Source organism: Streptomyces sp. NBC_00459 (genome assembly GCF_036013955.1).
In the GTDB taxonomy this organism is placed as follows: Bacteria; Actinomycetota; Actinomycetes; order Streptomycetales; family Streptomycetaceae; genus Streptomyces.
Window position 1 is genome coordinate 673,021 of record NZ_CP107903.1, and the last position, 24,206, is coordinate 697,226.

26 protein-coding genes and 1 riboswitch are annotated in these 24,206 nt (G+C 70.6%); of the genes, 10 read left to right on the top strand and 16 right to left on the bottom strand.

Annotation, left to right across the window (positions count from 1 at the left end):
- Positions 1 to 42: 42 nt before the first annotated feature.
- A complete protein-coding gene (locus OHN74_RS02730; protein ID WP_327692890.1) occupies positions 43 to 699 on the top strand; it encodes a response regulator transcription factor in 657 nt (218 codons plus the stop codon).
- On the opposite strand, the gene OHN74_RS02735 is transcribed toward OHN74_RS02730, so the two are convergent.
- Both OHN74_RS02735 and OHN74_RS02740 read right to left on the bottom strand, forming a co-directional pair.
- Positions 669 to 1,349: a DedA family protein gene (locus OHN74_RS02735; RefSeq protein ID WP_327692891.1), complete on the bottom strand. Its 681-nt coding sequence runs from the start codon at positions 1,347 to 1,349 to the stop codon at positions 669 to 671. The genes OHN74_RS02730 and OHN74_RS02735 overlap by 31 nt on opposite strands.
- A complete protein-coding gene (locus OHN74_RS02740) occupies positions 1,346 to 2,077 on the bottom strand; it encodes a class I SAM-dependent methyltransferase (protein ID WP_327692892.1) in 732 nt (243 codons plus the stop codon). Before OHN74_RS02740 ends, OHN74_RS02735 begins: the two co-directional genes overlap by 4 nt.
- A gap of 123 nt (positions 2,078 to 2,200) precedes the next feature.
- Between OHN74_RS02740 and OHN74_RS02745 the strand changes: the two genes are divergently transcribed.
- Positions 2,201 to 3,355, top strand: coding sequence for a sensor histidine kinase (locus tag OHN74_RS02745; protein WP_327692893.1), 1,155 nt, complete (start codon positions 2,201 to 2,203; stop codon positions 3,353 to 3,355).
- Entirely contained in the window at positions 3,352 to 4,002 is a 651-nt protein-coding gene (locus OHN74_RS02750; RefSeq protein ID WP_327692894.1) for a response regulator transcription factor, read from the top strand. The genes OHN74_RS02745 and OHN74_RS02750 overlap by 4 nt, the downstream gene beginning before the upstream one ends.
- A 168-nt stretch (positions 4,003 to 4,170) precedes the next feature.
- Here the strand turns inward: OHN74_RS02750 and OHN74_RS02755 are convergent, their stop codons facing one another.
- Together OHN74_RS02755 and OHN74_RS02760 are read right to left on the bottom strand one after the other, a co-directional pair.
- Positions 4,171 to 4,665 (bottom strand): peptidase inhibitor family I36 protein, encoded by a 495-nt coding sequence (locus OHN74_RS02755; protein WP_327692895.1) that lies wholly within the window; start codon positions 4,663 to 4,665, stop codon positions 4,171 to 4,173.
- 37 nt (positions 4,666 to 4,702) lie between these two features.
- On the bottom strand, positions 4,703 to 5,629 hold the full coding sequence (locus OHN74_RS02760) for a hypothetical protein (protein WP_327692896.1): 927 nt from the start codon (positions 5,627 to 5,629) through the stop codon (positions 4,703 to 4,705).
- Positions 5,630 to 5,956: 327 nt separating this feature from the next.
- On the opposite strand from OHN74_RS02760, the gene OHN74_RS02765 reads away from it, so the two are divergent.
- Positions 5,957 to 7,042, top strand: a complete 1,086-nt coding sequence (locus OHN74_RS02765) for a DUF5937 family protein (protein ID WP_327692897.1) — start codon at positions 5,957 to 5,959, stop codon at positions 7,040 to 7,042.
- 228 nt (positions 7,043 to 7,270) lie between these two features.
- On the opposite strand, the gene OHN74_RS02770 is transcribed toward OHN74_RS02765, so the two are convergent.
- Positions 7,271 to 8,401 carry a DUF3533 domain-containing protein gene (locus tag OHN74_RS02770; RefSeq protein ID WP_327692898.1) on the bottom strand — a complete coding sequence of 377 codons (1,131 nt, stop codon included), beginning with the start codon at positions 8,399 to 8,401 and terminating at the stop codon, positions 7,271 to 7,273.
- A 152-nt stretch (positions 8,402 to 8,553) separates the two neighbouring features.
- Between OHN74_RS02770 and OHN74_RS02775 the strand changes: the two genes are divergently transcribed.
- Positions 8,554 to 9,030, top strand: a complete 477-nt coding sequence (locus OHN74_RS02775; protein WP_327692899.1) for a hypothetical protein — start codon at positions 8,554 to 8,556, stop codon at positions 9,028 to 9,030.
- Here the strand turns inward: OHN74_RS02775 and OHN74_RS02780 are convergent.
- The gene (locus tag OHN74_RS02780; RefSeq protein WP_327692900.1) at positions 8,993 to 9,313 is read right to left on the bottom strand and encodes a CocE/NonD family hydrolase C-terminal non-catalytic domain-containing protein; all 321 of its coding nucleotides are present in this window, start codon (positions 9,311 to 9,313) and stop codon (positions 8,993 to 8,995) included. The genes OHN74_RS02775 and OHN74_RS02780 overlap by 38 nt on opposite strands.
- Before the next feature lie 210 nt (positions 9,314 to 9,523).
- On the bottom strand, positions 9,524 to 10,117 hold the full coding sequence (locus tag OHN74_RS02785) for a TetR/AcrR family transcriptional regulator (RefSeq protein WP_327692901.1): 594 nt from the start codon (positions 10,115 to 10,117) through the stop codon (positions 9,524 to 9,526).
- A 1,009-nt stretch (positions 10,118 to 11,126) separates the two neighbouring features.
- Here OHN74_RS02785 and dctA point away from each other — a divergent pair.
- The 4 genes from dctA to OHN74_RS02805 all read left to right on the top strand — a co-directional run bounded on the left by dctA (position 11,127) and on the right by OHN74_RS02805 (position 15,987).
- Positions 11,127 to 12,572, top strand: coding sequence for a C4-dicarboxylate transporter DctA (gene dctA, locus OHN74_RS02790; RefSeq protein WP_327692902.1), 1,446 nt, complete (start codon positions 11,127 to 11,129; stop codon positions 12,570 to 12,572).
- Positions 12,572 to 13,747 carry a glycerate kinase gene (locus OHN74_RS02795; RefSeq protein WP_327692903.1) on the top strand — a complete coding sequence of 392 codons (1,176 nt, stop codon included), beginning with the start codon at positions 12,572 to 12,574 and terminating at the stop codon, positions 13,745 to 13,747. The genes dctA and OHN74_RS02795 overlap by 1 nt, the downstream gene beginning before the upstream one ends.
- Before the next feature lie 132 nt (positions 13,748 to 13,879).
- On the top strand, positions 13,880 to 14,791 hold the full coding sequence (locus OHN74_RS02800) for a LysR family transcriptional regulator (protein WP_327692904.1): 912 nt from the start codon (positions 13,880 to 13,882) through the stop codon (positions 14,789 to 14,791).
- Between the two features lie 113 nt (positions 14,792 to 14,904).
- Positions 14,905 to 15,987, top strand: a complete 1,083-nt coding sequence (locus OHN74_RS02805; protein ID WP_327692905.1) for a tartrate dehydrogenase — start codon at positions 14,905 to 14,907, stop codon at positions 15,985 to 15,987.
- A gap of 248 nt (positions 15,988 to 16,235) precedes the next feature.
- On the opposite strand, the gene OHN74_RS02810 is transcribed toward OHN74_RS02805, so the two are convergent.
- The 3 genes from OHN74_RS02810 to OHN74_RS02820 all read right to left on the bottom strand — a co-directional run bounded on the left by OHN74_RS02810 (position 16,236) and on the right by OHN74_RS02820 (position 18,594).
- A complete protein-coding gene (locus tag OHN74_RS02810) occupies positions 16,236 to 17,414 on the bottom strand; it encodes an acyl-CoA dehydrogenase family protein (RefSeq protein ID WP_327692906.1) in 1,179 nt (392 codons plus the stop codon).
- Positions 17,415 to 17,567: 153 nt separating this feature from the next.
- Positions 17,568 to 18,347, bottom strand: coding sequence for a CbtA family protein (locus OHN74_RS02815; RefSeq protein WP_327692907.1), 780 nt, complete (start codon positions 18,345 to 18,347; stop codon positions 17,568 to 17,570).
- A 25-nt stretch (positions 18,348 to 18,372) separates the two neighbouring features.
- Positions 18,373 to 18,594, bottom strand: a complete 222-nt coding sequence (locus OHN74_RS02820; protein ID WP_327692908.1) for a CbtB domain-containing protein — start codon at positions 18,592 to 18,594, stop codon at positions 18,373 to 18,375.
- A 37-nt stretch (positions 18,595 to 18,631) separates the two neighbouring features.
- Positions 18,632 to 18,763, bottom strand: a riboswitch (cobalamin riboswitch).
- 131 nt (positions 18,764 to 18,894) lie between these two features.
- On the opposite strand from OHN74_RS02820, the gene OHN74_RS02825 reads away from it, so the two are divergent.
- The gene (locus OHN74_RS02825) at positions 18,895 to 19,479 is read left to right on the top strand and encodes a histidine phosphatase family protein (RefSeq protein ID WP_327692909.1); all 585 of its coding nucleotides are present in this window, start codon (positions 18,895 to 18,897) and stop codon (positions 19,477 to 19,479) included.
- Between the two features lie 70 nt (positions 19,480 to 19,549).
- Here the strand turns inward: OHN74_RS02825 and OHN74_RS02830 are convergent, their stop codons facing one another.
- Genes OHN74_RS02830 through paaA form a run of 6 tightly spaced genes read right to left on the bottom strand, consistent with a single transcriptional unit; the run spans position 19,550 to position 23,813 of the window.
- Positions 19,550 to 19,960: a ferredoxin gene (locus OHN74_RS02830; protein ID WP_327692910.1), complete on the bottom strand. Its 411-nt coding sequence runs from the start codon at positions 19,958 to 19,960 to the stop codon at positions 19,550 to 19,552.
- A gap of 42 nt (positions 19,961 to 20,002) precedes the next feature.
- The gene (paaE, locus tag OHN74_RS02835) at positions 20,003 to 21,121 is read right to left on the bottom strand and encodes a 1,2-phenylacetyl-CoA epoxidase subunit PaaE (RefSeq protein WP_327692911.1); all 1,119 of its coding nucleotides are present in this window, start codon (positions 21,119 to 21,121) and stop codon (positions 20,003 to 20,005) included.
- Positions 21,121 to 21,645, bottom strand: a complete 525-nt coding sequence (paaD, locus tag OHN74_RS02840) for a 1,2-phenylacetyl-CoA epoxidase subunit PaaD (protein WP_327692912.1) — start codon at positions 21,643 to 21,645, stop codon at positions 21,121 to 21,123. The genes paaE and paaD overlap by 1 nt, the downstream gene beginning before the upstream one ends.
- Positions 21,639 to 22,499, bottom strand: a complete 861-nt coding sequence (gene paaC / locus OHN74_RS02845) for a 1,2-phenylacetyl-CoA epoxidase subunit PaaC (RefSeq protein ID WP_327692913.1) — start codon at positions 22,497 to 22,499, stop codon at positions 21,639 to 21,641. The genes paaD and paaC overlap by 7 nt, the downstream gene beginning before the upstream one ends.
- Before the next feature lie 22 nt (positions 22,500 to 22,521).
- Positions 22,522 to 22,806, bottom strand: coding sequence for a 1,2-phenylacetyl-CoA epoxidase subunit PaaB (gene paaB / locus OHN74_RS02850; RefSeq protein WP_371664797.1), 285 nt, complete (start codon positions 22,804 to 22,806; stop codon positions 22,522 to 22,524).
- Positions 22,807 to 22,814: 8 nt separating this feature from the next.
- On the bottom strand, positions 22,815 to 23,813 hold the full coding sequence (gene paaA, locus OHN74_RS02855; protein WP_327692915.1) for a 1,2-phenylacetyl-CoA epoxidase subunit PaaA: 999 nt from the start codon (positions 23,811 to 23,813) through the stop codon (positions 22,815 to 22,817).
- Positions 23,814 to 24,206 lie beyond the last annotated feature (393 nt).

Here is a 24,206-nt window from a genome sequence, read left to right on the forward strand (position 1 = left end):
GGAGGTACGCCCATCCGCGACCGGAACGGAGATCCCCCGCACATGACCACCGTGCTCATCGTCGACGACCAGGCCCTGCAACGCCTCGGCTTCAGCATGCTCCTGGAACAGCACCCCGACCTCACCCTCATCGGTGAAGCCACCCACGGCGCCGAAGCCGTCCGCAAGGCCGCCGAACTGAAGCCCGATGTCGTCCTCATGGACGTCCGCATGCCCGGTATGGACGGCATCGAGGCCACCCGACGCATCATCGAGTCCGGCGGCCGCTCCCGCATCCTGGTCCTGACCACCTTCGACCTCGACGAATACGCCTACGACGCCCTGCGCGCCGGAGCCTCCGGGTTCCTGCTCAAAGACGCCCTGCCCGACGAACTCGTCGCCGGCATCCGCGCGGTGGCCGCCGGGGACGCCGTCATCTCACCCGGTCTGACCCGCAAGCTCATCGACGCGTTCGGCAGCCGTCTGCCGGGCCACACGCCCGACCAGCAACGGCAGCTGGCCCGTCTCACCAACCGCGAACGCGAGGTACTCACCGCCATGGCGACCGGCTGGAGCAACACCGAGATCGCCGAACGCCTCTCCCTCGCCGAGTCCACCGTCAAGTCGCACGTGAGCAGCATCCTCACCAAGACCGGGGTACGGGACCGGGTACAGGCCGTGATCTTCGCCTACGACACCGGCCTCGTCAGGCCGGCCTGAGCATGGCCGGAGCACTTCGTGGCGGGCCCGGACGGCGGTTCCTGGGCCGGAGGAGACGGGCGGCGCCTTCTCCGCCACAGCAGCGAGCCGCCGATCGCCGTCAGAGCGACCAGGGCGAGGGCAGGACCGCCCAGCGTGAGGACGCGCTGGAGGGAGGTCGCGGCGGCGTATCCGACACCCGCTTCCGCCGCGGCCCACACACAGGCGGCGACGACGCTGTACGGAGCGATCCGCCGGTAGGGCAGTCGGGTGGCACCCGCGGAGTGCGGTGCGAGGGTGCGCACCACCGGCAGGAAGCGGGCCACGAAGACCGCCCGGCCTCCGTGACGCGTCATCAGCGTCTCGGCCCGGCTCCAGGCGGCATCCGGAACGCGACGGCCCATGGGGCCGCCGCGCAGCCGGTCACCGAGGTACCTGCCGGTGCGGTGGGCGAGGAAGTCGCCCACCACCACGGCGCCGGCCGCGGCCGCGACGACGAGAAGGAGGTTGACCTGGCCGGTGCGGGCCAGTGCTCCGGCGGTCAGGAGCAGGGTCAGCGTCGGGACGAAAGCGCCGAGAAGAAGGACCGACTCGGCCAGGACCGCAGCGGCCACCACCGCGTACGCCGCGGCCGGCGGGAGATGGCCGAGGATGTCGGAGAGCGCGTTCACCGACGCACCTCGTCCGGCCTCGGCACGAGCAGGTCCGTTTCCGCGGAGACGAGGGGTCGCTGCAGATGCCAGACGTAGGCGGGGGGAAGGTTGGCCCACACCGTCCAGCGGCCCGTGGCGTAGGTGCGCTGGTAGGCGGCCATGATCTCGTCCACGGCGGCGTGGCGGCGGGCTTCGGCTCGCGATGCCGTCAGGGCGCGGGCCTTGCGGGTGCCGAGGTAGGCGAAGTAGGTCAGCGTGCCGCCGGGGTGGAGGAGTTCCAGGTAGCGGGCCATGATGCGCTCGACCTGCACGGGCGTGAAGTTGGTCAGAGGCAGCCCGGAGACGATGACGTCGTAGCGCTGGTCGGTGTCGAGCTGCTCGACGTAGGTCTGATGCACGTTCACCTGGGCGGATGTGGCTGTCAGGTGCGGGTGCGTGGTGACGAGAGTGCGCAGTCGCCCGGCGAAGCGCGGGTTGGCCTCGACGATGTCCAGGCGGCTGCCCCGGGACAGCTGCGGTATCAGGGCCCGGGTGACCGGGCCGGTGCCGGCGCCGGCTTCCAGGACTGCCAACGGGTGGGGTGCCTGAGCTCGTACGGGGTCGGTGAGCGCACGGGCCAGGGCCTTGCCGCTGGGGGCCACGGCCCCCGTGGTGCGCAGATCACGGACCGCTTCGATCAGGAACATCCAGCCTTCGGCGTTGCGCTGCGCAAGGACACGGTCGTGGGAGGTGGTCCAGTCGTTCATGGAATCGACGCTAGAAAACTGCACCCGGCATGGAATCCGCCGTTCTGCGACGCCGTGCCCCTACGAAAGTAGGGGGTGGACGTCATCGATCGTCAGATGGAGCAGCTCAGCGGTCTGCCTAGGATGACGCAGGTGAGCAGCAGAGAAAGCCGCAGATGGGCGGCGTACGGGCGTGGGTTTCTCGTAACTCTGTGCGTGCTGGCTGCCCTGCTCAACGACGTGGCGGTCCAAGGGCGCCACCTGGCCCCTGTCACAGCCACAGCGCTGGTGTGCGGAGCGGCTCTGCTCGTGCCCCGGCTGCGATGGCCCGCCGCGCCGCTGCTGGTCACCGTGGCCACGGCGTGGTGGGGCTCCTTGCTGCTGCCCATGCTGGCGGTCGTCCTGTACGACCTGGCCGTGAACCGCCGGGCGCGCATCGCGGTGGCCTGTGCCGTCGCCGCGCTGGGCGCAAACCTGTTCAGCTACCGGGACACCTCCCTGTGGACGGGCCAGTCCTACGCGGCCACCGTGGTCCTGCCGGTGCTGGCCGTGCTCGTCGGGCTGTGGCTGGGCAGCCGGCGCCGACTGCTCCTGGCGCTGGCGGCCGACGTCGAGCACCTGAGCGTCGAGGCGCGGCTGCGCGAGGAGGCGGCCCGCATCACGGAACGGTCCCGTATCGCCGCCGAAATGCACGACGTCCTGGCCCACCGTCTGAGCCTGATCGCCCTGCACACCGGTGTCCTCGTCACCAGGAGCGACACACTGCCCGCACCGGTCGCCGAACGCCTCGGACTGCTGCGCACGACGTCCGTCGAGGCCCTCACCGATCTTCGCGACGTCCTCGGTGTACTGCGCGACCCCGACGCCACACCGGCCGGCTCAGCCCTCACGCCGATGATGAGGGAAGTGGAGGAACTGGCCGACGAGGCCCGCGCCGCCGGCCAGCAGATCGAGCTGACCACCGAGGGCCTTCCCGAGCAGGCTCCCACCACCCACCGGCTGGCCGTGTACCGCGTCGTCCAGGAGGCACTGACCAACGCCCGCAAGCACGCCGACGGCGCTCCGGTGACCGTACGCATCGACTACGGGCCGCCCGCCACACTCGTCGAGGTCACCAATCCCCCTGGCACTCCCCGCACGGACACGGTCGGCAGCGGGTACGGACTCGTCGGCCTGCGCGAACGGGTCACCGCCCTCGGTGGGCACCTGGACTCCGGGCCGGCCGGCGCGGGCGCCTGGCGGCTGGCCGCACGCATCCCTCACCCCGCCGGCATCGAGCAGAACGGCACCCGCACATGATCCGCACCATGATCGTCGACGATGACGCCCTGGTCCGCCTCGGCCTGGCCGACCTTCTCGACGGCGACCCCGGCATCGAGGTGGTCGCCCAGGCCCCCGACGGCCTGTCCGCCATCGAGCAGGCCACCGCCCACCGCATCGACGTCGCACTCGTCGACGTACGCATGCCCCGCATGGACGGCATCACCGCCACCGCCCGACTGCGAGCACTCCCCCACCCGCCGAAGGTGATCACCCTGACCACCTTCGACCTCGACGAGTACGTCTACAACGCCCTCGCCGCCGGAGCCGACGGCTTCCTGCTCAAGGACACCGACCCCGCCGAAATCCTGCGCGCCGTCCACCTGGTGGCCGCCGGCTCGGCCATGCTCCACCCCACCGCGGCCCGCCGTCTCATCGACCGCTATCACGCGGCCAACCAGCCCGATGCAACCGCCGCCAAGGCCCGGCTCGACCGGCTCACCCCACGCGAACGCGATGTGCTCACCCTGCTCGCCCACGGCGACACCAACGCCGACATCGCCACCCGCCTCGCCATGCGTGAGAGCACCGTCAAGGCCCACGTCAGCCGTGTCCTGACCGCACTGGAGGTCACCAACCGCGTCCAGGCCGCCCTGCTGGCCCGCGACGCGGGACTCACAGGTTGACGAGCGGTTCGAGGCCGTCCGCGTGACGGCTTGTGCATACCAGCCGGGTCAACCGGCCTGCCGGGTGCTGCAGATGGTCCTTGACACGTTCTGGAGGTTGGCGTCGAACCGGCGGAGGCGCGGCCCGTGCGGAGTCCGCGCGGGCCGCGCCCCGGGTGTCGGTGCCGGTCAGATGCAGGCGTCGTTGGCCCACTTGTGCGAGGAGATGTTGTTGTTCAGGGTCTCGCCCTGTCCGGGGCCGGCGACCTGGAAGTACCACTGCGACAGGTCGGCGTAGTAATAGCCGTTCTCGATGCAGGCGTACGTGCCTCCGTAGGCGGTGTCCCAGTAGACGTGGACCCGCGAGTAGGAGCCGGGGTAGCCGCGGTTCTCGATCGAGCCCGCCTGGTTGCGCATGTTCCCGCCGGGCGAGCAGGTGGACCAGTTGGTGTCGTCGCCGACCCAGGCGCAGTACTTGCCCGTCCTGTTCGCGCCGTCCCAGGCGTAGAAGTTGCCGTCCGCTGCCGCCACCGAGGGCGCCGCGGCGGCGGTGGCGGACTTCGAGTCGGGGGCGGGCGCGGGGGGTGCGGCGGCGCCGGCGATACCCGGTGCGGCGAGGACGCTCAACCCCGCGAGGGCGAACCCCGCGAGGGCGGTGCCGATCTTCTTGGGTGATGCGGACATGACTGTCTCCCTGATGGTCGGTTTCGTGGTCGCGCGGTCAGTGCCCGGAGGGAACGGCACGGGCCCGCAGAAGGGCGGCCCTCTCCAGCCGGAGGCGGCTGTCCACCGCCGCGCGGTACTTCTTCTGCAGGCGCTTGTCATAACGGGCGTCCAGCCGCCGTGCGGTGGCGGACAGCCCGGAGCTGTGCGCGCACCGTGCTTCGTCGACCGCCGTACGCACTTCCTGTTTCCGGTCCTCGGCCCTGCCGGAGGCGAATGCCGCGCGGGCCTGGCCCGGATCCGCGTAACGGTGACCGTGTTCGCGCATGCACGCCGCCCATTCCCGCGTGGAGTCGCGGAACCTGGGATCGGCGAAGACGTCGGTCCGGCGGATCGACCCGAGCGAGTCCGTCACCGCCTTGGCCCGGAACCAGTTCCCGAGGCCGCCGTAGAGCTTTCCCTCCGTCTCCGCCAGGCAGCCGTCGGTACTGCGCCCCGCGGTCACGCCGGTGGGCAGGCGCACCTCCAGTCCCCCGGTTCTTCCGCTGTAGGCGTCGACCGCCTGTGTCCTGCGGTCGGGCGGCAGACCTTGCAGGTAACGGCGGTTCGGATCGGAGCGCCGCACCTGGTCGATACGCCACCGCACGTCGCTGCCGTACCCGTGCCGCCGCGCCCAGGCCACGTCGTCCACCACGTACGGGAACGACTTGTCCTCGGGCACCGGATTCTCCGGCACCTTCCACACCTGGAATCCCTTGCGGGCCATGCAGCTCTGCACCATGGCCTGTTCGGCCTCGTACAGCAAAGACTTCTCCCGCGCCGTCAACGGCTGTTCCGTTACGGCAGGCTTCGTCCCCGCCGGCTGCTCCGCCCGCGCCCGCGGACCCTCCCCGTTCGGACCGCAGGCGGCCATGGCAAGGGCCAGAAGTCCCGAGACGGCGGCCAGTAACAGACGTCCCGACGCGGTGTCCCCCGTGCTGCCCATGGAGTCCTCCTCTCCGGCTCCGGCCTGCGGTCAGCGGCCTGTGGCGGTTGGCGAAGTCGGCTCGCCCCCGAGACTGCCCAGCCGACGCCGGAGGCGCCATGTCTTTAGGCACCGGCCTAAAGACGCAGCCTCCTGCGGCATCGGCTTTTCGGCGTAATTTCGGTCTGGTCAACCCTGTGGTGATGCATGGGATGCTCTGGATGGAACGGGACTCGCGGGGCTATTTGTCCGACACCTGTCACGCCTGACGGCAACCCCTCCGGCGCCACCGCGGAGGGACGGTCACCGCCGTGCGAGGAATCTGCCGGAACCGATCACGGGGGCCACGTGCTCAGGCTGCATTTCACCAAGGACGACCTGCTCAAAACCCGGGTCGCCCGGGAACCCGACCCGTTATGGGAGACCGTGCTCAGCGCTCATCTCCTCGCCAAGGACCAGGGCCAGGCGGTTTTCTCGCACTGGCGCGACCAGGCCCGCAGCCGACTGGGCCGGCTGCCCCGCCAGGAACTGCGCCTGATGCGCACGATCGCCCCGCCTCACGGCAGTTCTCCGGACTTCCTCAACCCGCCCGAGGCCGCCCAGGGGGTCTCCGAAGGCATCGAAGCGGTGCTGACCACACCGAGACGCCGACTGCGCGCCGAGATCGGGCTCATGGACTCCGCGCCGACATGGCTGCGCCCGATCGCCGACGGGGAGCCCGCCGCACTTCGGGACCTGGGGCGGGCGCTGCACGGCTACTTCGACTCCGCGCTGGCCCCGTTCTGGCCCGCCGTACGCGCCCAGGTCGAGGCCGACCGCGCGCTGCGCGCGCGGGCCCTGCTCACCGGGGGCACGGAGGCCCTGCTCGGCTCGTTGAGGCCGACGATCCACTGGCGCCCGCCCGTGCTGGAGACGGACTACCCGGTCGACCGGGACGTGCATCTGGAGGGGCGCGGGCTGTTGCTGGTGCCGTCGGTGTTCTGCTGGCGCAGGCCGATTACTCTGGTCGACCCCACTCTGCCGCCCGTGCTGACCTACCCGGTGGCGCGCAGTGCCGGCTGGTGGGAGGGGCAGTACGGCGGCCCGTCCAGGGAACGGCCGCTGGCGAACCTGCTGGGCAGGGGACGGGCGGCCGTCCTGCGAACGGTGGAGAGCGGGTGCACCACCACCGAGCTGGCCCGCCGCATGGGGGTGAGCGCGGCGACCGCCAGCGAGCACGCCAGGATCATGCGCGAGGCGGGCCTGCTCGCGTCGGTTCGAGACCGCAACACGGTGGTGCACGCGCTCACCCCGCTGGGTGTCGACCTGCTCGCCGCCAACTCCGGGTACCGCCCGCCGGCCGACGCCACGTCCTCATCTCATGGCACGACCGACGCCCCGCCGTTTCATGGGCGGCGAGGGCGCCAGGCCATCAGCAACTCCTCCCACCGATAGAGCGGGACCGGCCCCTCGGCCGACTGACGTTCCGCCGATGAGCGCTCCAACCCGCCTTGAGTACGGAGCCGTTGCACGTCGGCCTCCCGCCGGTCAGGATCCAGCCGGGCCAGGTCGGTCTCGTTGAACCGGTGGGCAGCCGACGAGGAGTTCGTACGCGAGCCGGGCGAATCCGCCGCACGGGGGCCTGAGCGCGAGTTGTGGACTCCGGTGCAGGCGTGCCGTGACTCAGCCGGCGGAGGAAGGCTCGGGCGCCGGCTCGGATGACGCGACGCCCGTCGAACCCTCGACATCCCCGTCGGCGTGCCGGAGTTCGTGCCGCCAGGAGGCGCCCCAGGCGAGCACCGCCCCACCCACCGCGTAGGCACCGAGCACCCAGAGCGCCTGTGTGGTGGCGTGACCCGAGAAGTACACCGTGTTGCGGACCAGGGTCGTACCGGCTCCCGGCGGCAGCGCCTGTCCGATGGCGCTCCAGAACGACGGGAGCAGCGGCGCGGGGTAGACACCGCCGGAGCTCGGGTTGCCCAGCACCACGAAGAGCAGGATGACCACGCCGGTGCCCAGGAGACCCAGCAGGGTCTGCAGGGCGAGTGCCGTCGCCGCCGAGGCGAGGACGACCAGGGTGCCGATGGCACTCAGCGTCCAGAAGTGACCGCCCAGCGCGTCGAACACCGGTCCCACGATGACAGCTCCCGCGATCCCCGACACGGCCGCGTACAGCACGAGGACGCCGAGGCGGATCAGGGTGCGGTGCCTGTTGGCGGGCCGGGAACCCGCCGCCATGCCCATGATCGTCGCGGTCAGATAGCCGCCGATCACCCAGCCGAGCACGAGGTAGAAGGACGTCATACCGCGGCCGTCCCCGGCGTTCGGGAGCCGGATGTCGGTGACGTCGATCTGCCGTTTCTGTGCCGTCTCGATCTTCTGGGCGATCTGTGTGGCGGTCTGCGACACCGACGGCCCGCCCGCCGAGGCGACCAGGAGGGTGTCCTTGGTGCCGGTCGCGTCGAAGAGGAAGGCGGCGTCCGTCTTCCTCATGAGGACCCAACTCCGGGCGACCGCGGCGCTCGGTGCCGCCGTGGCCTCGACCGGATCGCCGTCGAGGGCGTTCAGCTGGGCGACGATCTTCGCGGACGCCTGTTGCGGAGCCGCGACGGCGACCGGGATCCGGTGCGGCGTGGGCGAGTGGAAGGCCCCGACGTAGGACACGACGAAGGCGAGCTGGACGAGCAGGCCGCCCAGCACGAGCCCGAAGGCCCGGAACGTAACGGCGTCCCTGAACTCGGCTGCGAATCCGCGAGTCTTGGCGTCGCGTTCGGTGAGGGATCCACCCGAGGAAGAGCTGGAAGGTGCTTTCACGGGCGAATGATCGCACAGGCGAATGAACCCTTCGTTCCGCTTCACGGAACCGCCACTCACGTGCGAGGGCCATTGGTCCTAGTGCTTTGTGCCGAGGCACAGTGCGCCGGGAGACCGATTCCCGCTCCGTCGGGCGACCATAGTGTGAACGCATGAGCGAAGCGGTGCAGAAGTCCCCCGGCTACCGGGCGGTGGACATCGTCCGCGGCTACGCGGAACGTGACGCCATCGCGGTGCAGGACGCCATGGCCGGTCTGGACCCAGCCGCCTGGACGGAGATGTACACCGTCCTGAGCGGCCTGCTGCACTCCACCGTCGGCATCGTCGGGGTGACCGGCGGGCAGTGGACGGCCGGCCAACTGGTCGAACACGCCGACGAGGTGGCCACTGCCGCCCCGCCCCACTACGAGTTCGCCATCGCCGAGGCAGCGCGGGCCTGGGCCCACGGGGACCAGTCGGCGCTGCGGGCGCTGCCGGGCCAGGACCTCCTGGGGGCCGTGCATGCGACAGCCGTGTTCGTCGCCGCTCTGGGGCTGGCGCTGTGGGGCCGGACCGGATTCCTCGGTGTCCTCGCGGCGTACGACGACACCGTCACCGCCATCCTGAACGGCCAGGCGTCCGGTCTCTGACGGTCTCCTGCGGTTGCTGCGGGGGAAGGCACCGCTGGAGATCTGGACGCGGATGCGGTGGCGTGGACCGTCCCTGCTCGTCGACGTCGCAGAGGCGGACGAAAACGTCGGCGGACGGCAGGCCGGAGCGGAAGAAGACCTCGGCTTCGACCTCGCCGATCACCTCGACACCCTTGTCCAGTACGGGAGTTGTGCAGGTGAGGACATCCGGGCGGGCTTCGAGAGCGGTGTTGCAAGCGGGCGGCGGCCAGGACGGGAAGTCGCGCCGGCTCTCCTCACCCATCACGAACAGGCGGACCGGCGCGCGGTCGGACGGCTCATGGCCTCGCGCGTATGCCAGCCCGAAGTCGACTGCTTCGGCTGTCGCCGCCTGCCCACCCCCATGGAGATGTGCGCCCAGGGACCGACCGTGCCGACCGGGGCCGCGATGTCGGCGACCCGCTTGCTGTGGTCGAGGACCTGCCGGAACGGCGAGTGTCGAATGGTCGGGCCGCTAGACGCGAGTCACACGCCGCACCAGATCCACCCAGGCGGCCTGAAGGCGTGCGACGGGGACCTCGCACTCCTTGTGCAGGTAGTCCGCCGTCTCGAAGTTCACGAAGGCGAGCAGGGCGTGGGCGAGCATCTCGTGGTCGCCGTCAACTCCCGTTTCTTTCAGGAGGGTTGAGACGTGACAATGGAAGGCGCGGCCGATGACGGAGGCGTTGCGACGTTCATGGACCACCTGACGTCCCAGTGCGGCACCCATGTCCACGTCGGCGGCGATACGTTCCATCAGGGCACAGCCGAACGCCGCCAGTCTGTCCCGCGCGGGTGCGCCCGGACCCAGCGGCGGAGGGCCTTCCGTGTACACCGCCTCGAACTCCGCCTCCGCCTCACCGAGGAGGGCGAGCAGGAGACCGTCTCGGTCGCCGAAACGGCGGAAGAGCGTGCCCTTTCCGACCCCGGCGGCCTCCGCGACCGACTGCATCGTCACGTGATCGGCCCCTCGCTCGGCGACCAGCAGGGCCGCCGCCGCCAGCAGTCGGGCACGGTTGCGGGCGGCATCGGCCCGCTCGGTGGAGACGTCACCCGAACCGTCCGTCATGGCGTTCCTGTCACTTGTGCGTACACGCTTCCGTCCGCGATCCACCGTATTCGTTGGCGGTCATCGCTCTCCTCGGGTGCGTCCATGGGCGCCGGCGGTGTGCCATCCGGTTCACAGGGGTGCATAGGGCGGGCGACGGAGTCCGGTCCGGAGCGGCACGTGTGAGCGTGGCCGTGTCCGAGGCTAACGACGCGGAGCCGTGCCGGCACCCGACCCTGGTCCTAGGTGGTCTCGGCAGATGGGCCTAGTACCACGGTCTCGGATCGTGTGGCCGGCGATCGATGCTGGCCGTTGCCCGGTCATGGTGGGTGCGCGCCTCGGCCGGAGCCGTGATCGGACGAAGGCCGCCCCCACGTCCGGCGAATGCCCAGGTGAGCCACCCCGTCCGACGGAGGATTCGAGCGCGCCGACCTGACCGGCCGCATCCCTGTTCTTCGGGCTCCGGCTCCGTCCGCAGGTACCGACCCCAGATCCGGGCCTTGCGATAGGGGCCGTCCCCGCCGCTGTCGTACTGCCGCGTGTCGAAGTCGACCCGGTACAGAAGCTCGCCACTGAGCGCACGAGCATGTTCGTCGGGTACAGGCGCACCCATGGCGTCGATCGTTCCGGGAAACTCGACCTGCCAAGGACCGTCCCAGTCCGGGTCCCTGACGACCGTGACCCTGCTACCCGGTGCCAATGCGCCGGTCGGCCACGTCTGGCTCAAGGGACGACCGAGGATGCGCTCCATCACCTGGCGGTCGTCTGCATCCGCAGGAACGGGGTCGGAACTGTCTGTCATCCCGCCCACCCTGCCCGTACCGCTTCAGAATCACCAGAAGACAAAGGACTTCCCCGTAGCGGTCGCGGGTTGTCGGCATCCGTCAGGCCCGGGAGAGGAATACATAGGCCACGCCTATACGGGGCATCGATTTTTGGTCGTGGACCCCCTGAAGCGGGGCCGGTTCACTGTGGCCCAAAGCTGGCGCGGACCGATCGGGCTCGGTGTCGCGCGATCAGGGAGGCTGCAATGACGCATACCCCGGGCAACGGACGAGCCGAACAAGCCGCGCGTATCGCGGCGAAGCCGTGGTACCGACAGTTGTACGTTCAGGTGCTGGTGGCGATCGTGATCGGCATCGTGCTGGGCTGGCGGTGGCCGGATCTGGCCACCGACATGGAGCCGATCGGCACGACGTTCATCACCGCGATGAAGATGCTGATCGGCCCGATCGTCTTCCTGACGATCATCGGCGGTATCGCCGGGGTCGCGGACCTGAAGAAGGTCGGCCGCACGGGGATCAAGGCGCTGGCCTACTTCCAGGCCGGCACGATCGTCGCGCTGCTGACGGGCCTGGTGGCGATCAACATCTTCCGGCTCGGCGACGGCGTGCACGCCGACCCGGCGACGCTGCAGACGTCGGGAGACGCGAGCCAGTACGTCGAGACGGGCGAGCACCAGCACTGGTGGGAGTTCCTCACCAACATCGTGCCGAACAGCTTCTTCGGCCCGTTCGTCGAGGGGAAGATCCTTCAGGTGATCTTCCTGGCCGTCGTCTTCGGTATCGCGATCAAGATGGTGGGAAAGACGGGTGAGCCGATCATCGCGGCCGTGGGGCGACTGACCGAGGTCGTCTTCAAGGTCCTGTCCTTCGTGATGAAGGCCGCGCCGCTGGGCGCCTTCGGCGCGATGTCGTACGCCATCGGGAAGTTCGGCCTGTCCACATTGACCAGCCTCGGCTCGCTGATCGTCCTCTTCTACGTCACCTCGGCCCTGTTCGTCGTGGTGGTGCTCGGCGGGGTGCTCGCCCTGTATGTGCGGCTGAACATCTTCCAGCTCTTCCGCTACTTCAAGGAGGAGTTCTGGCTGATCCTCGGCACCTCGACCGCCGAGCCCGCACTGCCCGGGCTGATGCGCAAGCTGCAGTTCATGGGCACCGAGCGCTCCACGGTCGGCCTGGTCGTGCCGACCGGCTACAGCTTCAACCTCGACGGCGCGGCGATCTACCTCTCGCTCGCCACCCTCTACATAGCCCAGGCCACCGACACGTCTCTCTCCGTCGGCCAGCAACTCGGGCTGCTGGCCGTCATGTTGCTGACGTCCAAGGGTGCGGCGGGCGTCGCGGGCGGCGGGTTCATCGCGCTCACCGCGACGCTGTCGACGGTCGGTTCCGTCCCGGCCGCGGGCATCATGCTGATCTTCGGCATCGACAAGTTCATGTCGGAGTGCCGGGCCCTGGTGAACTTCTTCGGCAATGCCGTGGCCACCCTGGTCGTCGCCAGGTGGGAGAACGGGCTGGACCTGGAGCGGGCTCGGGTGGTGCTGGCCGGGAAGGCGGGCGAGCCACCACTGACCACCGAGGCCGAAGCCGACGTCGAAGCCGAGTCCGAGTCCGAAAAGGCCGGGGCCGGGCTGGAGACGCACCGCCCGGCCGTCGCGCCCCCCGCTGCTCAGACCGCCGAGATGGCCCCCTGATGACGTCCGTCCTGATCGCCCCGGACAAGTTTAAGGGCTCCCTCAGCGCCGACGAGGTGGCCCGCGCGCTGGAGCGCGGGCTGCGGGAAGCCGCCCCGCACACCCACGTCACCCGACTCGCCCTGGCCGACGGAGGAGAGGGCAGCGTCGCCGCCGCCTGCGCGGGCCGCTTCCGCGCGGAGACGGTCATCGTCAGCGGACCCACCGGGCGGCCCGTCACGGCACCCGTCGCGATCGACGGCCGTACGGTCCTGGTCGAAGCAGCGGCCGTCTGTGGCCTCGGCGTCCTCCCGGAGGGCCGCAAGGCACCACTGACCGCCACCAGCCGGGGCATCGGGCAGGCCGTCCAGTACGCCCTGGCAGGCGAGGTCGACACCATCGTCCTCGCCCTCGGCGGGGTCGCCACCACCGACGGAGGCGCGGGTCTGCTCCAGTCCCTCGGCGCGGTACTGGTCCGCGCGGACGGCACCCCAATAGGCCCCGGAGGCCAAGGACTCGCCGACGTCCACACGGCCGATCTCGCCCCGGCCCGTGCCGCGCTGGCCGGGGTCGACCTGGTCCTGGCCACGGACGTGGACAACCCGCTGCTCGGACCGACGGGCACCGCCGCCGTCTACGGCCCCCAGAAGGGGGCCTCCGAGCGCGACGTACGAGAACTGGACGCGGCTCTGGGCACCTTCGTACGACGACTCGACGCGGCCGGTGTCCCGGACGCGTCCCGCCTCGCACGCTCCGCCGGGGCCGGGGCGGCCGGTGGGCTCGGATATGCCGGGATGCTGCTGGGCGGACGGGTGTGTTCGGGGGCCGACTACTTCCTCACCCTGCTGGGCGCCGACGCGCTGCTCGCCGCGAGCGACTTCGTCGTGACCGGCGAAGGGAGCCTCGACGAGCAGTCCCTGTCGGGCAAGCTGCCTGTCGCGCTCGCCCGGCGGGCCCGTCGGCAGGGCGTCGCGGTGCACGCCGTCGCCGGCCGCTGCACCCTGCCCGCCGAACGCGCCGCCGCACACTTCAGCTCCGTACAGGCTCTGACGGAGCTGACCGACCAGGACTGCGCGAACGACAGCGCGCTGTCCGCGCGACTGCTCACGCGGTGCGGGCGGACGCTCGGCGACCGCTGGATCGGCGGGCGCGCGGACGAAACGGCCCAGGCGGAATACATGGATCGGGCGGACTAGGCCGACCGGCGATTGGCTGGGGAGAGAGAAGCGGGACTGAGGGAGTGCCTGCACGGGCCCGTGACGCCGCCCCCGATTGCCGATCGGTCTATGTTGGCCCTGCCCCAGGACAGATCAACCGGCGGAGGCACCGTGGACGCGCGGCAGTTGGAGTACTTCCTGGCCATCGTCGAGCACGGCGGCTTCAGCAAGGCCGCCACCGCGCTCCATGTGGCCCAGCCGTCGCTGTCGCAGGCCATGGCCAACCTGGAGGCCGACCTCGGGGTGGCCCTCTTCCACCGGGTGGGGCGCGGTGTCGTCCTCAGCGAGGCCGGCACGGAACTGCTGGAGCCCAGCCGCCGCGTCCTACGGGACCTGGCCGCCGTACGCGACACCGCCGCCGCGCTCGCCGGGCTGCACGGCGGCACGGTCGAGGTGGCCACGATGCCCTCGCCCGGCATCGAGCCGCTGACGACCCTCATCCACCGGTTCGCGGAGCTGCACCCGTCCGTGACGGTGAGCACCCAGGCCGCCTTCACCCCCGACGAGGTCGTGTCCCTGGTGCGCAGCGGGGCCTGCGAGCTGGGCCTGCTGGGCTCGTCCAGCCCCCTCAACCCGTCCGGGCTCGACGTCCTGGACGTGGAGGACCAGCCGTTCGTGGTCGTCGCGGCGCCCGGCGGGGCGATCGAGGACGACGTCACGATCCGGCCCCGGGACCTGGCAGGGCAGAAGCTCATCGCCTCCCGCACCGGCAGCCTCATGCGCAGCATCGTCGACGACGTCACCGCGGGCGGCACCGGCACGGAGATCGTCACGGTCGTCGACCACCGCACCTCGATCCTCCCGCTCGTCCTGACGGGGGTGGGTGTCGCCGTCCTGCCTTCCTCCTGGACCCGTCTGGCGCGCCGCTGCGGAGCCGTCGTGGCCCCCATCGAACCGACGGCACACCTTCACGTGGCGATGGTCAGCCTGCCCGCGCACCTCACTCCCGCGGCCCGCGCCTTCCTCGCCCTCACCAGGTCCCTGGCCGAGCGACGGTCCCGGCGAACCGCTCAGGAAGGGTGACGCGCAACCGATCGGGTGCGCCTATGGGTCGTATCGGAAGCAGGTCTTGGACGTGCCCCGACGCCGGTGTGTTGACTCGGAACAGACCGCACGACAGTGAGCCGGAGGCAGCCATGACCGCACCCCGCACGTTCCGTATCGCCGCCATCCCCGCCGACGGCGTGGGCAAGGAGGTCGTCGCCGCAGGACGTGCCGTCCTCGACGCCCTGGCCGAGGACTCCGGCGGCGCCTTCGCCTTCCGGTGGGAGGAGTTCCCCTGGGGCTGCGAGTACTACGAGCGCACCGGGAAGATGATGGACGAGGACGGCCTCGACCAGCTCAAGGACTTCGACGCCATCTACTTCGGCGCCGTCGGCTGGCCCAACGTCCCCGACCACATCAGCCTCTGGGGCCTGCGCCTGAGGATCTGCCAGAACTTCGACCAGTGGGCCAACGTCCGTCCCGTGCACTTCCTGCCGGGCGTCGTCAGCCCGCTGCGCAAGGCCGACGACACCGAACTCGACTGGGTCGTCGTACGCGAGAACAGCGAGGGCGAGTACGCCGGCCTCGGCGGCCGCAACCTCTCCGGCCGCGGCCAGGGCAGTGAAGTCGCCATCCAGTCGGCTCTGTTCACCGAGGTGGGCTGCGAGCGGATCATGCGGTTCGCCTTCGACCTGGCCCGCACCAGGGCCCACAAGAAGGTCTCCTCCGTCACCAAGAGCAACGCCCAGCAGTACGGCATGGTCCTGTGGGACGACGTCTTCAAGCGGGTCGCGCTCGACTACCCGGACGTGGAGACGGAGAGCGTCCTGGTCGACGCCATGTCGGCGAAGTTCGTCCTGAAGCCCGAGGACCTCTCCGTCGTCGTCGCCTCCAACCTCAACGCCGACATCCTCTCCGACCTCGGCAGCGCCCTGGCCGGCAGCCTGGGCCTCGCCGCCAGCGCCAACCTCAACCCCGACCGCCGCTTCCCCAGCATGTTCGAGCCGGTCCACGGATCCGCCCCGGACATCGCCGGCCAGGGGTTGGCCAACCCGATCGGCGCGGTCGGCAGCGCCGCACTGATGCTGGAGCACTTCGGCCTCCCCGACCAGGCGGCCCGTCTCAACAGGGCCATCGAGGCGACGACAGGCGCAGGCATCCTCACCCGCGACGTCGGCGGCACGGCCACGACCGAAGACGTCACCAAGGCCCTCATCGACGCACTGACCCCCTGATCCCCTGTCGGCGGATGAGGGCGGGATTCATTTCGCACCCTGACGTCGCCACCGGCCCTCCGGCCGGCCCACGCCGACGGGCCGGCCGGACGCGCTACAGGGGTGCCCGGGATGGAGAACCCGAGCGTCGCGCAGTGGGCGCACACTGACCGATGCGGCGCCGATCAGACCGAGCCGCCGTCGTCGGCGCCGGCCGTCCCTTTCCTGTGCCAACCACAGATCCTCGCCCCAACGGCCTCGGCTCGGCTCTAGCGCCGCACCCTCGGCATCCCCAGCCCGATCCACGAGATGATCTCCCGCTGGATCTCGTTGTTGCCGCCACCGAAGGTGAAGATCACCGCCGAGCGGTAGCCGCGTTCCAGTTCGCCGTGGAGTATGTCGCCGGCCGAGCCCTCCTTGAGCGCGCCCGGGGCGGCGACGATCTCCAGGAGCCAGGCGTAGGCCTCGCGGCGGGCCTCGGAGCCGTACACCTTGACCGCGGAGGCGTCCTGGGGGGTGAGGGTGCCTTCCTGGACGGCGTTCACCATCTGCCAGTTGAGGAGTTTCATCGCGTCCAGCCTGGTGTGGATCTGGGCCAGGCGGCGGCGGACCCACGGCAGGTCGACGACGCGGCGGCCGTCCGCGAGCTTGGTCTCCATCGCCCAGCGCTGCACGTCGTGCAGGGAACGGATGGCCATCGTGCCGTGAGCGGCCAGGGTGACGCGCTCGTGGTTGAGCTGGTTGGTGATCAGCCGCCAGCCCTGGTTCTCCTCTCCGACGCGGTGGGCGACGGGGACACGGACGTTCTCGTAGTAGCTGGCAGTGGTGTCGTGCGAGGCGAGGGTGCGGATGAGGGTGCAGGAGTAGCCGGGGTCGGTGGTCGGCATGAGGAGCATGGTGATGCCCTTGTGCGGCGGGGCGTCCGGGTCCGTGCGCACGGCCAGCCACACCCAGTCCGCCGTGTCACCGTTCGTCGTCCAGATCTTCTGGCCGTTGACCACGTACTCGTCGCCGTCCCGTACCGCCCGCGTCTTCAGGGCGGCCAGGTCGGTGCCCGCCTCCGGCTCGCTGTAGCCGATCGCGAAGTCGATCTCACCGGCGAGGATCTTCGGCAGGAAGTACGCCTTCTGCTCCTCGCTGCCGTAGCGCATGATCGTCGGGCCGACGGTGTTGAGCGCCATCAGCGGCAGTGGTACGCCCGCCTGCGCGGCCTCGTCGAAGAAGATGAACTGTTCCATCGGGGACAGCCCGCGCCCCCCGTACTCCTGCGGCCAGCCGACACCGAGCCAGCCGTCGGCGCCGAGACGGCGGATGGTCTCGCGGTAGAAGCGCTTCTGGGCGACATGGTCGCTGAACCGCGAGTAGGCGCGGTCCGGCACCAACTCGGCGAAGTAGGCGCGCAGTTCGGTGCGCAGCTGCTGCTGCTCGGGCGTGTATTCGAGATGCACGGCGCCTCCTGCTGGCTCCCCAAGGCCGGACCTGTCGGCGCACACGGTAGAACGTGTTCCAGAAATTGGGAATGGTGGTGCACGCTCAGGTCCGCACATGCCCGAGGGGGTCCCGGATGTCCGGGACCCCCTCGGGGCAGTGCGGTCAACTGCTCAGTGCGCCGCGGGAGCCGCCTGCGGCTCGGCGCCACTCGCCCCGACGGCCGCTGCCGCCTTCGGTACGAGCAGCCGTTCGGCCAGCAGTCCGAAGACCAGGCCGAACGCGGTCCACATCGTCGCCTGGATGGCGAGCGTGGCCACGCGGTACCTCCACAGCAGGCTCGCGGAGAAGCCCTGCGGGACCTCGTTGGTGAACGACGGCAGGAAGGCGTACGCGAGTCCCACGACCAGGACGAAGAAGGCGCACGCGGCAAGCGTCGCGTTCCAGTTGCCCAGGCGCGGTGCGAGACGCTTGCCCAGGATCACCGCGCCGACGGCCAGCAGCACGCTCAGCGCGACCATCAGGAAGAACAGCGCGGTGCGCTGGTTGAGGGTGTCGGGGTCGCCGACGGCGGGCGGGTTGGCCGGGTACTTGAGGAACGGCACGACGTACACGGCGAGCAGTCCGGCCCCCGCGAGGAGCAGCGCCGTCGCGCGCGGCCCGAAGCGGCCGATCCGGCCGAGCGCGAAGCAGTACGCGAGGGCGGCGATACCGCCGAACGCGACGCCGTAGACGAGGACACCGGTCCCCAGACCCACGGTGGACTGCAACGCACGGGAGACGAGAGCCTCTTCGGCATGCCCGCTGTGGGCCTCGTGCATCTCCTCGAACGCGATCGCGTCGTCGACGAGCGGCTCGGCGAGGAGGTACGCGACGACCCAGACGAGCACGCCCGCGACCAGGCCCGCGAGCATGCCGCGGACCAGGAGGTTTCTGACAGTGGTGGAGTTCATGAGCTCGTACGTTTCCCTGTCTTCGTCAGTGGCAGGGGAAGCCGAGCAGGTGACGGGCGTCGTGCACCCACTCGTGCACGCCCTCGCCGGAGACCAGGGAGGTGGCACCCTGTTCGGCGCCGACGAAGTAGAGCAGCACCAGCATCAGCACACCGAAGAAGACCGCCCAGGGGGCGATCGCACCGATCGGCAGCTTCTCGGGTACGGCGGTGGGCGCGGCGGTCGGCTGGACTGCGGACTGTGCCATGACAGGACCTCCTGGGGGAACTCGCGTCCCGTATCGGTGGTGCAGAGGACGACAGTCACGGGTCTGACTTGCCCCCGGACCGCACCGGGCGGGTGCGTACGGGGCTTACAGTGGCGCGACCGTGCCGGATTCCCACCGGCTTCCGTCGAACCGTCGTCAATATCGACGAGAAGGTACCGCGAAGCGGGGGTGCGGCCAAGGGCGCGCGGGACGGCGTACGGCGCGCCGGTGCGCCGTACGCTGCCTCAAGTGCCGTACATGACAAGAGCATTGGGGCAGAATGAGCGCGGGAGCGACCGGATGACGAGCCGAGTGATGTTGATCTCACCGGCGATCAGTGCGGCCCTGCGGGAGGCCCGTTTCGACGACGACTGCCCCCTGGACGCCTCGGGCCTGCGGCTCGCGCGGGCGGCGGCGGGGTCTCTCCCGCCGGTCTCCCGGGTCTGGGTCTCCCCCACCGCGCGCTGCCGTGAGACGGCTCGGGCGCTCGGCCTCGACGTCGGTCCGGTGCCGGGCCCGGCGGGTCTGGACGCGGGCCGCTGGCGCGGCGCGACCCTGGCCGAGGTGACGGAGAAGGAACCGGAGGCGTTGGCCCAGTGGCTGACGGATCCGCAATCGTCCCCGCACGGCGGTGAGTCGGTGGGTGCGCTCTGCGATCGGGTCGCCCAATGGCTGGACGACACAGCAGCGCAGGTCACGGGCCGGTCCGTCGCGGTCGTCGAGCCGGAGGTCGTACGCGCGGCGACGGTACGGGCGCTGGGGGCGCCCGAGTCGGCGTTCTGGCGGATCGACGTTCCGCCGTTGACGGCAACGGAGTTGAGCGGCCGGGCGGGACGCTGGAACGTGCGGCTGGGCGGGCAGTTCGGCGCGCCTCACGAGGAGTAGGCGGGGCGCACCGCACAACGGCCGGGGAACGGCGCGGGTGTGAACCCGCGGGTTCACGGAACGCCGCGTCTCACCCGGCGTCGTGCCCGGAGCCCGGTGTCCGAAGCGTCCATGCGAAGTCCGTGCACGCCTGTGCGCACTCCCGGCAGGCCTTCGCCGTGTCCTCACCACCGGGGTGGTCGTCGAAGACCTGGGCGGTTTCCAGGCAGACCGTGCTGCACCACTCCAGCTGGACCCGGAGGGCAGCCTCGTCGAGGTCCGCCTGTTCGGAGAGCAGCCGGCACGTCGCGTCGCACACCTCCGCGCACAGAATGCCCTTGCGGCGCGCGAGGGCCTCGTGGGGAGGTCCGTCCGGGTCCGCGAGACTCGCGCGCAGTGCGCACGCCCGCGCGCCCTCGGTGCACGCCTGGGCACAGACGAAACGGTCCTCCAGGAACCGGAAGAGTTCCTGTTGCGTGGTTGGCGTAGTTGTAGGGGTCACGTCGGTCGAGTTGCCTGAGCACGGCCCGCCAAACCCTTGGATTCAGCTGTCGTAGTCGATCGTCAGAGTCTCCGAGACCGGGAACGACTGGCAGGTCAGGACATAGCCCGCAGCGACCTCCGCGGGTTCGAGGGCGTAGTTGCGGCGCATGTCCGCCTCGCCCGAGGTGACCAGCGCCCGGCAGGTGCCGCAGACGCCGCCCTTGCAGGCAAACGGCAGGTCCGGCCGGGTGCGCGCGGCCCCGTCGAGGACGGTCGCGTCCCGGGACAGCGCGGTCGTGGTGGAGCGGCCGTCGAGGGTGATCGTGACCCGGCTCACCGGGCCCTCGGCCACCGCGTCCGTGTGCCGGACCTGACGGACCGGCTGGTCGTCGGCGTAGAAGAGTTCCTGGTGGACCCGGTGCGCGGGCACGCCCAGCTCCGCCAGCAGCTGCTGGGCGTCGCGGACCATGCCGTGCGGTCCGCACAGCCACCAGTGGTCGGTGCCCGGGACGTCGACGAGGCCCGCGAGGAGTGCGGCGAGCCGTTCGGCGTCCAGTCGCCCCGACAGCAGCTCGGCCTCGCGCGGCTCACGCGACAGTACGTGCCCCAGCTGGAAGCGCGTACGGTACAGGTCCTTCAGGTCCGCCAGCTCGTCGGCGAACATCACGGTGTCCGTACGCCGGTTGCCGTACAGGAGGGTGACCTGTGAGCGGTCGTCGGCGGCCAGGACCGACTCGGCGATCGACATCATCGGGGTGATGCCGGAGCCGGCGGCGATCAGGACGTGGCGGCCGGAGACGGTCAGGTCGGGCGTGAAGGCGCCGGTAGGGGTCATCACGTCGAGCAGGTCACCCGGGCGCACCTCGTCGACCAGCCAGGACGAGAACAGGCCGCCGGGCACCACCCGTACGCCGATGCGGGGTCGTTCGCCGGCCGGGGCGCAGATCGAGTACGACCGCCGCTCCTCGCGCCCCTCGAACTCCCGGCGCAGGGTGAGCGACTGCCCCGGCGCGAAGGCGTACTCGGCGGCCAGGTCCGCCGGCACCTCGAAGCCGACGGCTACGGCGTCCGCGCACAGCCGTCGTACGTCGGCGACTTTCAGGGCGTGGAAGACCGGGCGGCGGCGGACAGGGGCGGGCGTGGCTGCCGAGGCCGTGGTCGGGGCGGTGGGCGCGGCCATCAGATCTCCTTGACGTACTCGAACGGCTCGCGGCAGGCGTGGCAGCGCCACAGGGCCTTGCAGGACGTGGCAGCGAAACGGGAGGTCTCCTCGGTGTCCGCCGAGCCGCAGCGGGGGCAGGGCACTGTGCGCCGGGTGGGCAGCAGCGAGAGGGCGACCGGGCCCTGCGGTGCGGCGCCGGGCGGGGCGATGCCGTGCTCGGTGAGCTTGCGGCGACCGGAATCGGTGATCCAGTCGCTGGTCCACGGCGGGGTCAGCACCGTACGGATCTCCACGCGCGGGTACCCCGCCGCCCGAAGCCGGGCGTCGACGGCGGCGCGCATCTCGGCCATCGCCGGGCAGCCCGAGTAGGTCGGGGTCAGGCTCGCCACCACCGTCCCGTCCCCGGTCACCTCCACGTCGCGCAGGACGCCGAGGTCGGCCAGGGTCAGCATGGGCAGCTCGGGGTCGGGCACCCGCTCGGCGATGCTCCGGGCACGCCGGACGTCCTCGATCCCGGTCACAGACACGGACGTGGTCACCATGTCGCCTCCGGGTGGGCGCGGGCCACGCTCTGCAACTCGGCGAGCAGCGGGGCGAGATGCTCGGTGTGCCGTCCGTCGCGCCCTGCGCCGTGCGCTGCCGGAATCTGCGGCATGGGCAGCCCGGCGGCTTCGGTGACCTGCCGCAACACCTCGACGACTTCGCCCTCGACGTCGTACGCCGTGAACAACTCGCCGAGATACGGCGTGACTTGGTCGAGTGCCGTGCGCATCCGGCGGTGCGACTCATCGGTGCCGTCGCCGAGCCGGACGGCCCATTCGGCCGCGTACTGCCGGTGGTACGTCAGCTCCTTGACGCCCTTCGCGGCGATCGCGGCGAGCACCGGATCGCGATGGGCGGCGAGCCGATCGAGGTGCGCGAGCCGCCAGCTGGACAGCACCAGCAGCCGCACGATCGAGAACGCGAAGTCCCCGATGGGCAGTTCGGCCAGGCGTACGTTGCGGAAGTCGCCGACGTCCCGGAAGTAGGCGTACGCGTCCTCGTCGCGCCCGGTGCCGTCGACCTGGCCCGCGCGCGCGTACAGCAGACGGGCCTGGCCGAGCAGGTCGAGGCCGATGTTGGCGAGCGCGACCTCCTCCTCCAGCTCGGGGGCGAGGGTGCACCACTGGGCCAGCCGCTGGGCCGACACCAGCGCGTCGTCGGCGAGTTCGACGCAGGTCGCGGCCAGCTCGCCCGCGTCGACGCCGTCGGGCACGGTCGTGTCGACGCCGTACAGGGGGTCCTCGAACCCGGTGCCGAAGGCCCAGCGGGCGTCACTGCCGTCGTCGTGCCCCTCGGCGAGGGAGAGATAGACGTGGTCGTCGGCATGGTCGATGCCGTGGTCGGTGTCGCTCATGTCTGCTGCTCCTCTCCTCGGGCTAGATGTGGGGGACGTCGTCGGGGATGTCGTAGAAGGTCGGGTGGCGGTAGACCTTGTCGGCGCTCGGTGCGAAGAAGGGGTCCTTCTCGTCGCGCGAGGAGGCGGCGATGTGCTCGGAGCGCACCACCCAGATGCTCACGCCTTCGTTGCGCCGCGTGTACAGGTCGCGCGCGTGGGTGAGCGCCATCCGGTCGTCGGCCGCGTGCAACGAGCCCACATGAACGTGGTTCAGGCCGCGCTTGCCTCGCACGAACACCTCGTACAGCGGCCACTCGTCGGACATCTCGCTGCTCATGCCACTGTCTCCTTCGTGGTCCGTGCGCGCTGCTTGGCGGCGTGCGCGGTGGCCGCCTCGCGCACCCAGGCGCCCTCCTCGTGTGCGGTCCGGCGCCGGGCGACCCGTTCGGTGTTGCAGGGTCCGCCGCCCTTGATGACACGCATCAGCTCGTCCCAGTCGGGGGTGCCGAAGTCGTGGTGGCCACGCTCCTCGTTCCAGCGCAGCTCCGGGTCGGGCAGGGTCACGCCGAGCTTGTCGGCCTGGGGGACGGTCATGTCGACGAAGCGCTGTCGCAGTTCGTCGTTGGTGTGCCGCTTGATCTTCCAGGCCATGGACTGCGCGGAGTTGGGCGAGGCGTCGTCGGGCGGGCCGAACATCATCAGGGAGGGCCACCACCAGCGGTCGACGGCGTCCTGGACCATCTCGCGCTGTGCCGTCGTACCGCGCATCATCGTCATCAACAGCTCATAGCCCTGCCGCTGGTGGAAGGACTCCTCCTTGCAGATCCGCACCATCGCGCGCGCGTACGGCCCGTACGAACTCCGGCACAGGGGCACCTGGTTGCAGATCGCCGCGCCGTCCACGAACCAGCCGATCACGCCGACGTCGGCAAAGCTCAGCGTCGGGTAGTTGAAGATCGACGAGTACTTCTGACGGCCCTCGATGAGCCGCTCGGTGAGGTCGGCCCGGTCGGCGCCCAGCGTCTCGGCGGCGGAGTACAGATAGAGCCCGTGCCCTGCCTCGTCCTGGACCTTCGCGAAGAGGATGGCCTTGCGGCGCAGCGAGGGCGCGCGCGTGATCCACTCGCCCTCCGGCTGCATGCCGATGATCTCCGAGTGCGCGTGCTGGGCGATCTGCCGGACCAGCGTCTTCCGGTAGCCCTCGGGCATCCAGTCGCGCGGCTCGATCCGGCGGTCCCGCGCGATCGTCGCCTCGAAGTGCTCCTGAAGCAGCCTCTCGGAGGCCTGCCCGGCACCGCCCGTGTCCGAGGCGGCGGAGTGTGTCGTCGTCATCGATACCCGCTCCCCAACCGACCATTCGTTCGGTCCCAGTGTGACGACTTTTCCCCGCCCGCACAAGCCGTTGCCGGGAGCATCGGCCCTGTGCTCCCGAAGACGCCGGGAAGTGACAAGTAGCTCTACGTGATCAGGGCGTCGCCCCGCCTCCCCGTGGGGGCGGCCTCCGGACGGAGGCGGATGCAGCAGTGGTTCAGCAGGTCGAGGGCATCGGAATGCCGCTGCCGAACTCGTCTCGAATCCTCTGCAGGGCTTGGATCCCGCGCCCCTCCAAGATCAGGCAGTCGATATGCGACCAGCGCAGGTCTGTACCGTCCGGGGTTTGCTTGAGGGTATCGATCTCGGCTCGCAGCTGCGCGACTGCGGCGACGGTCTCATCGTCCAGGCCTA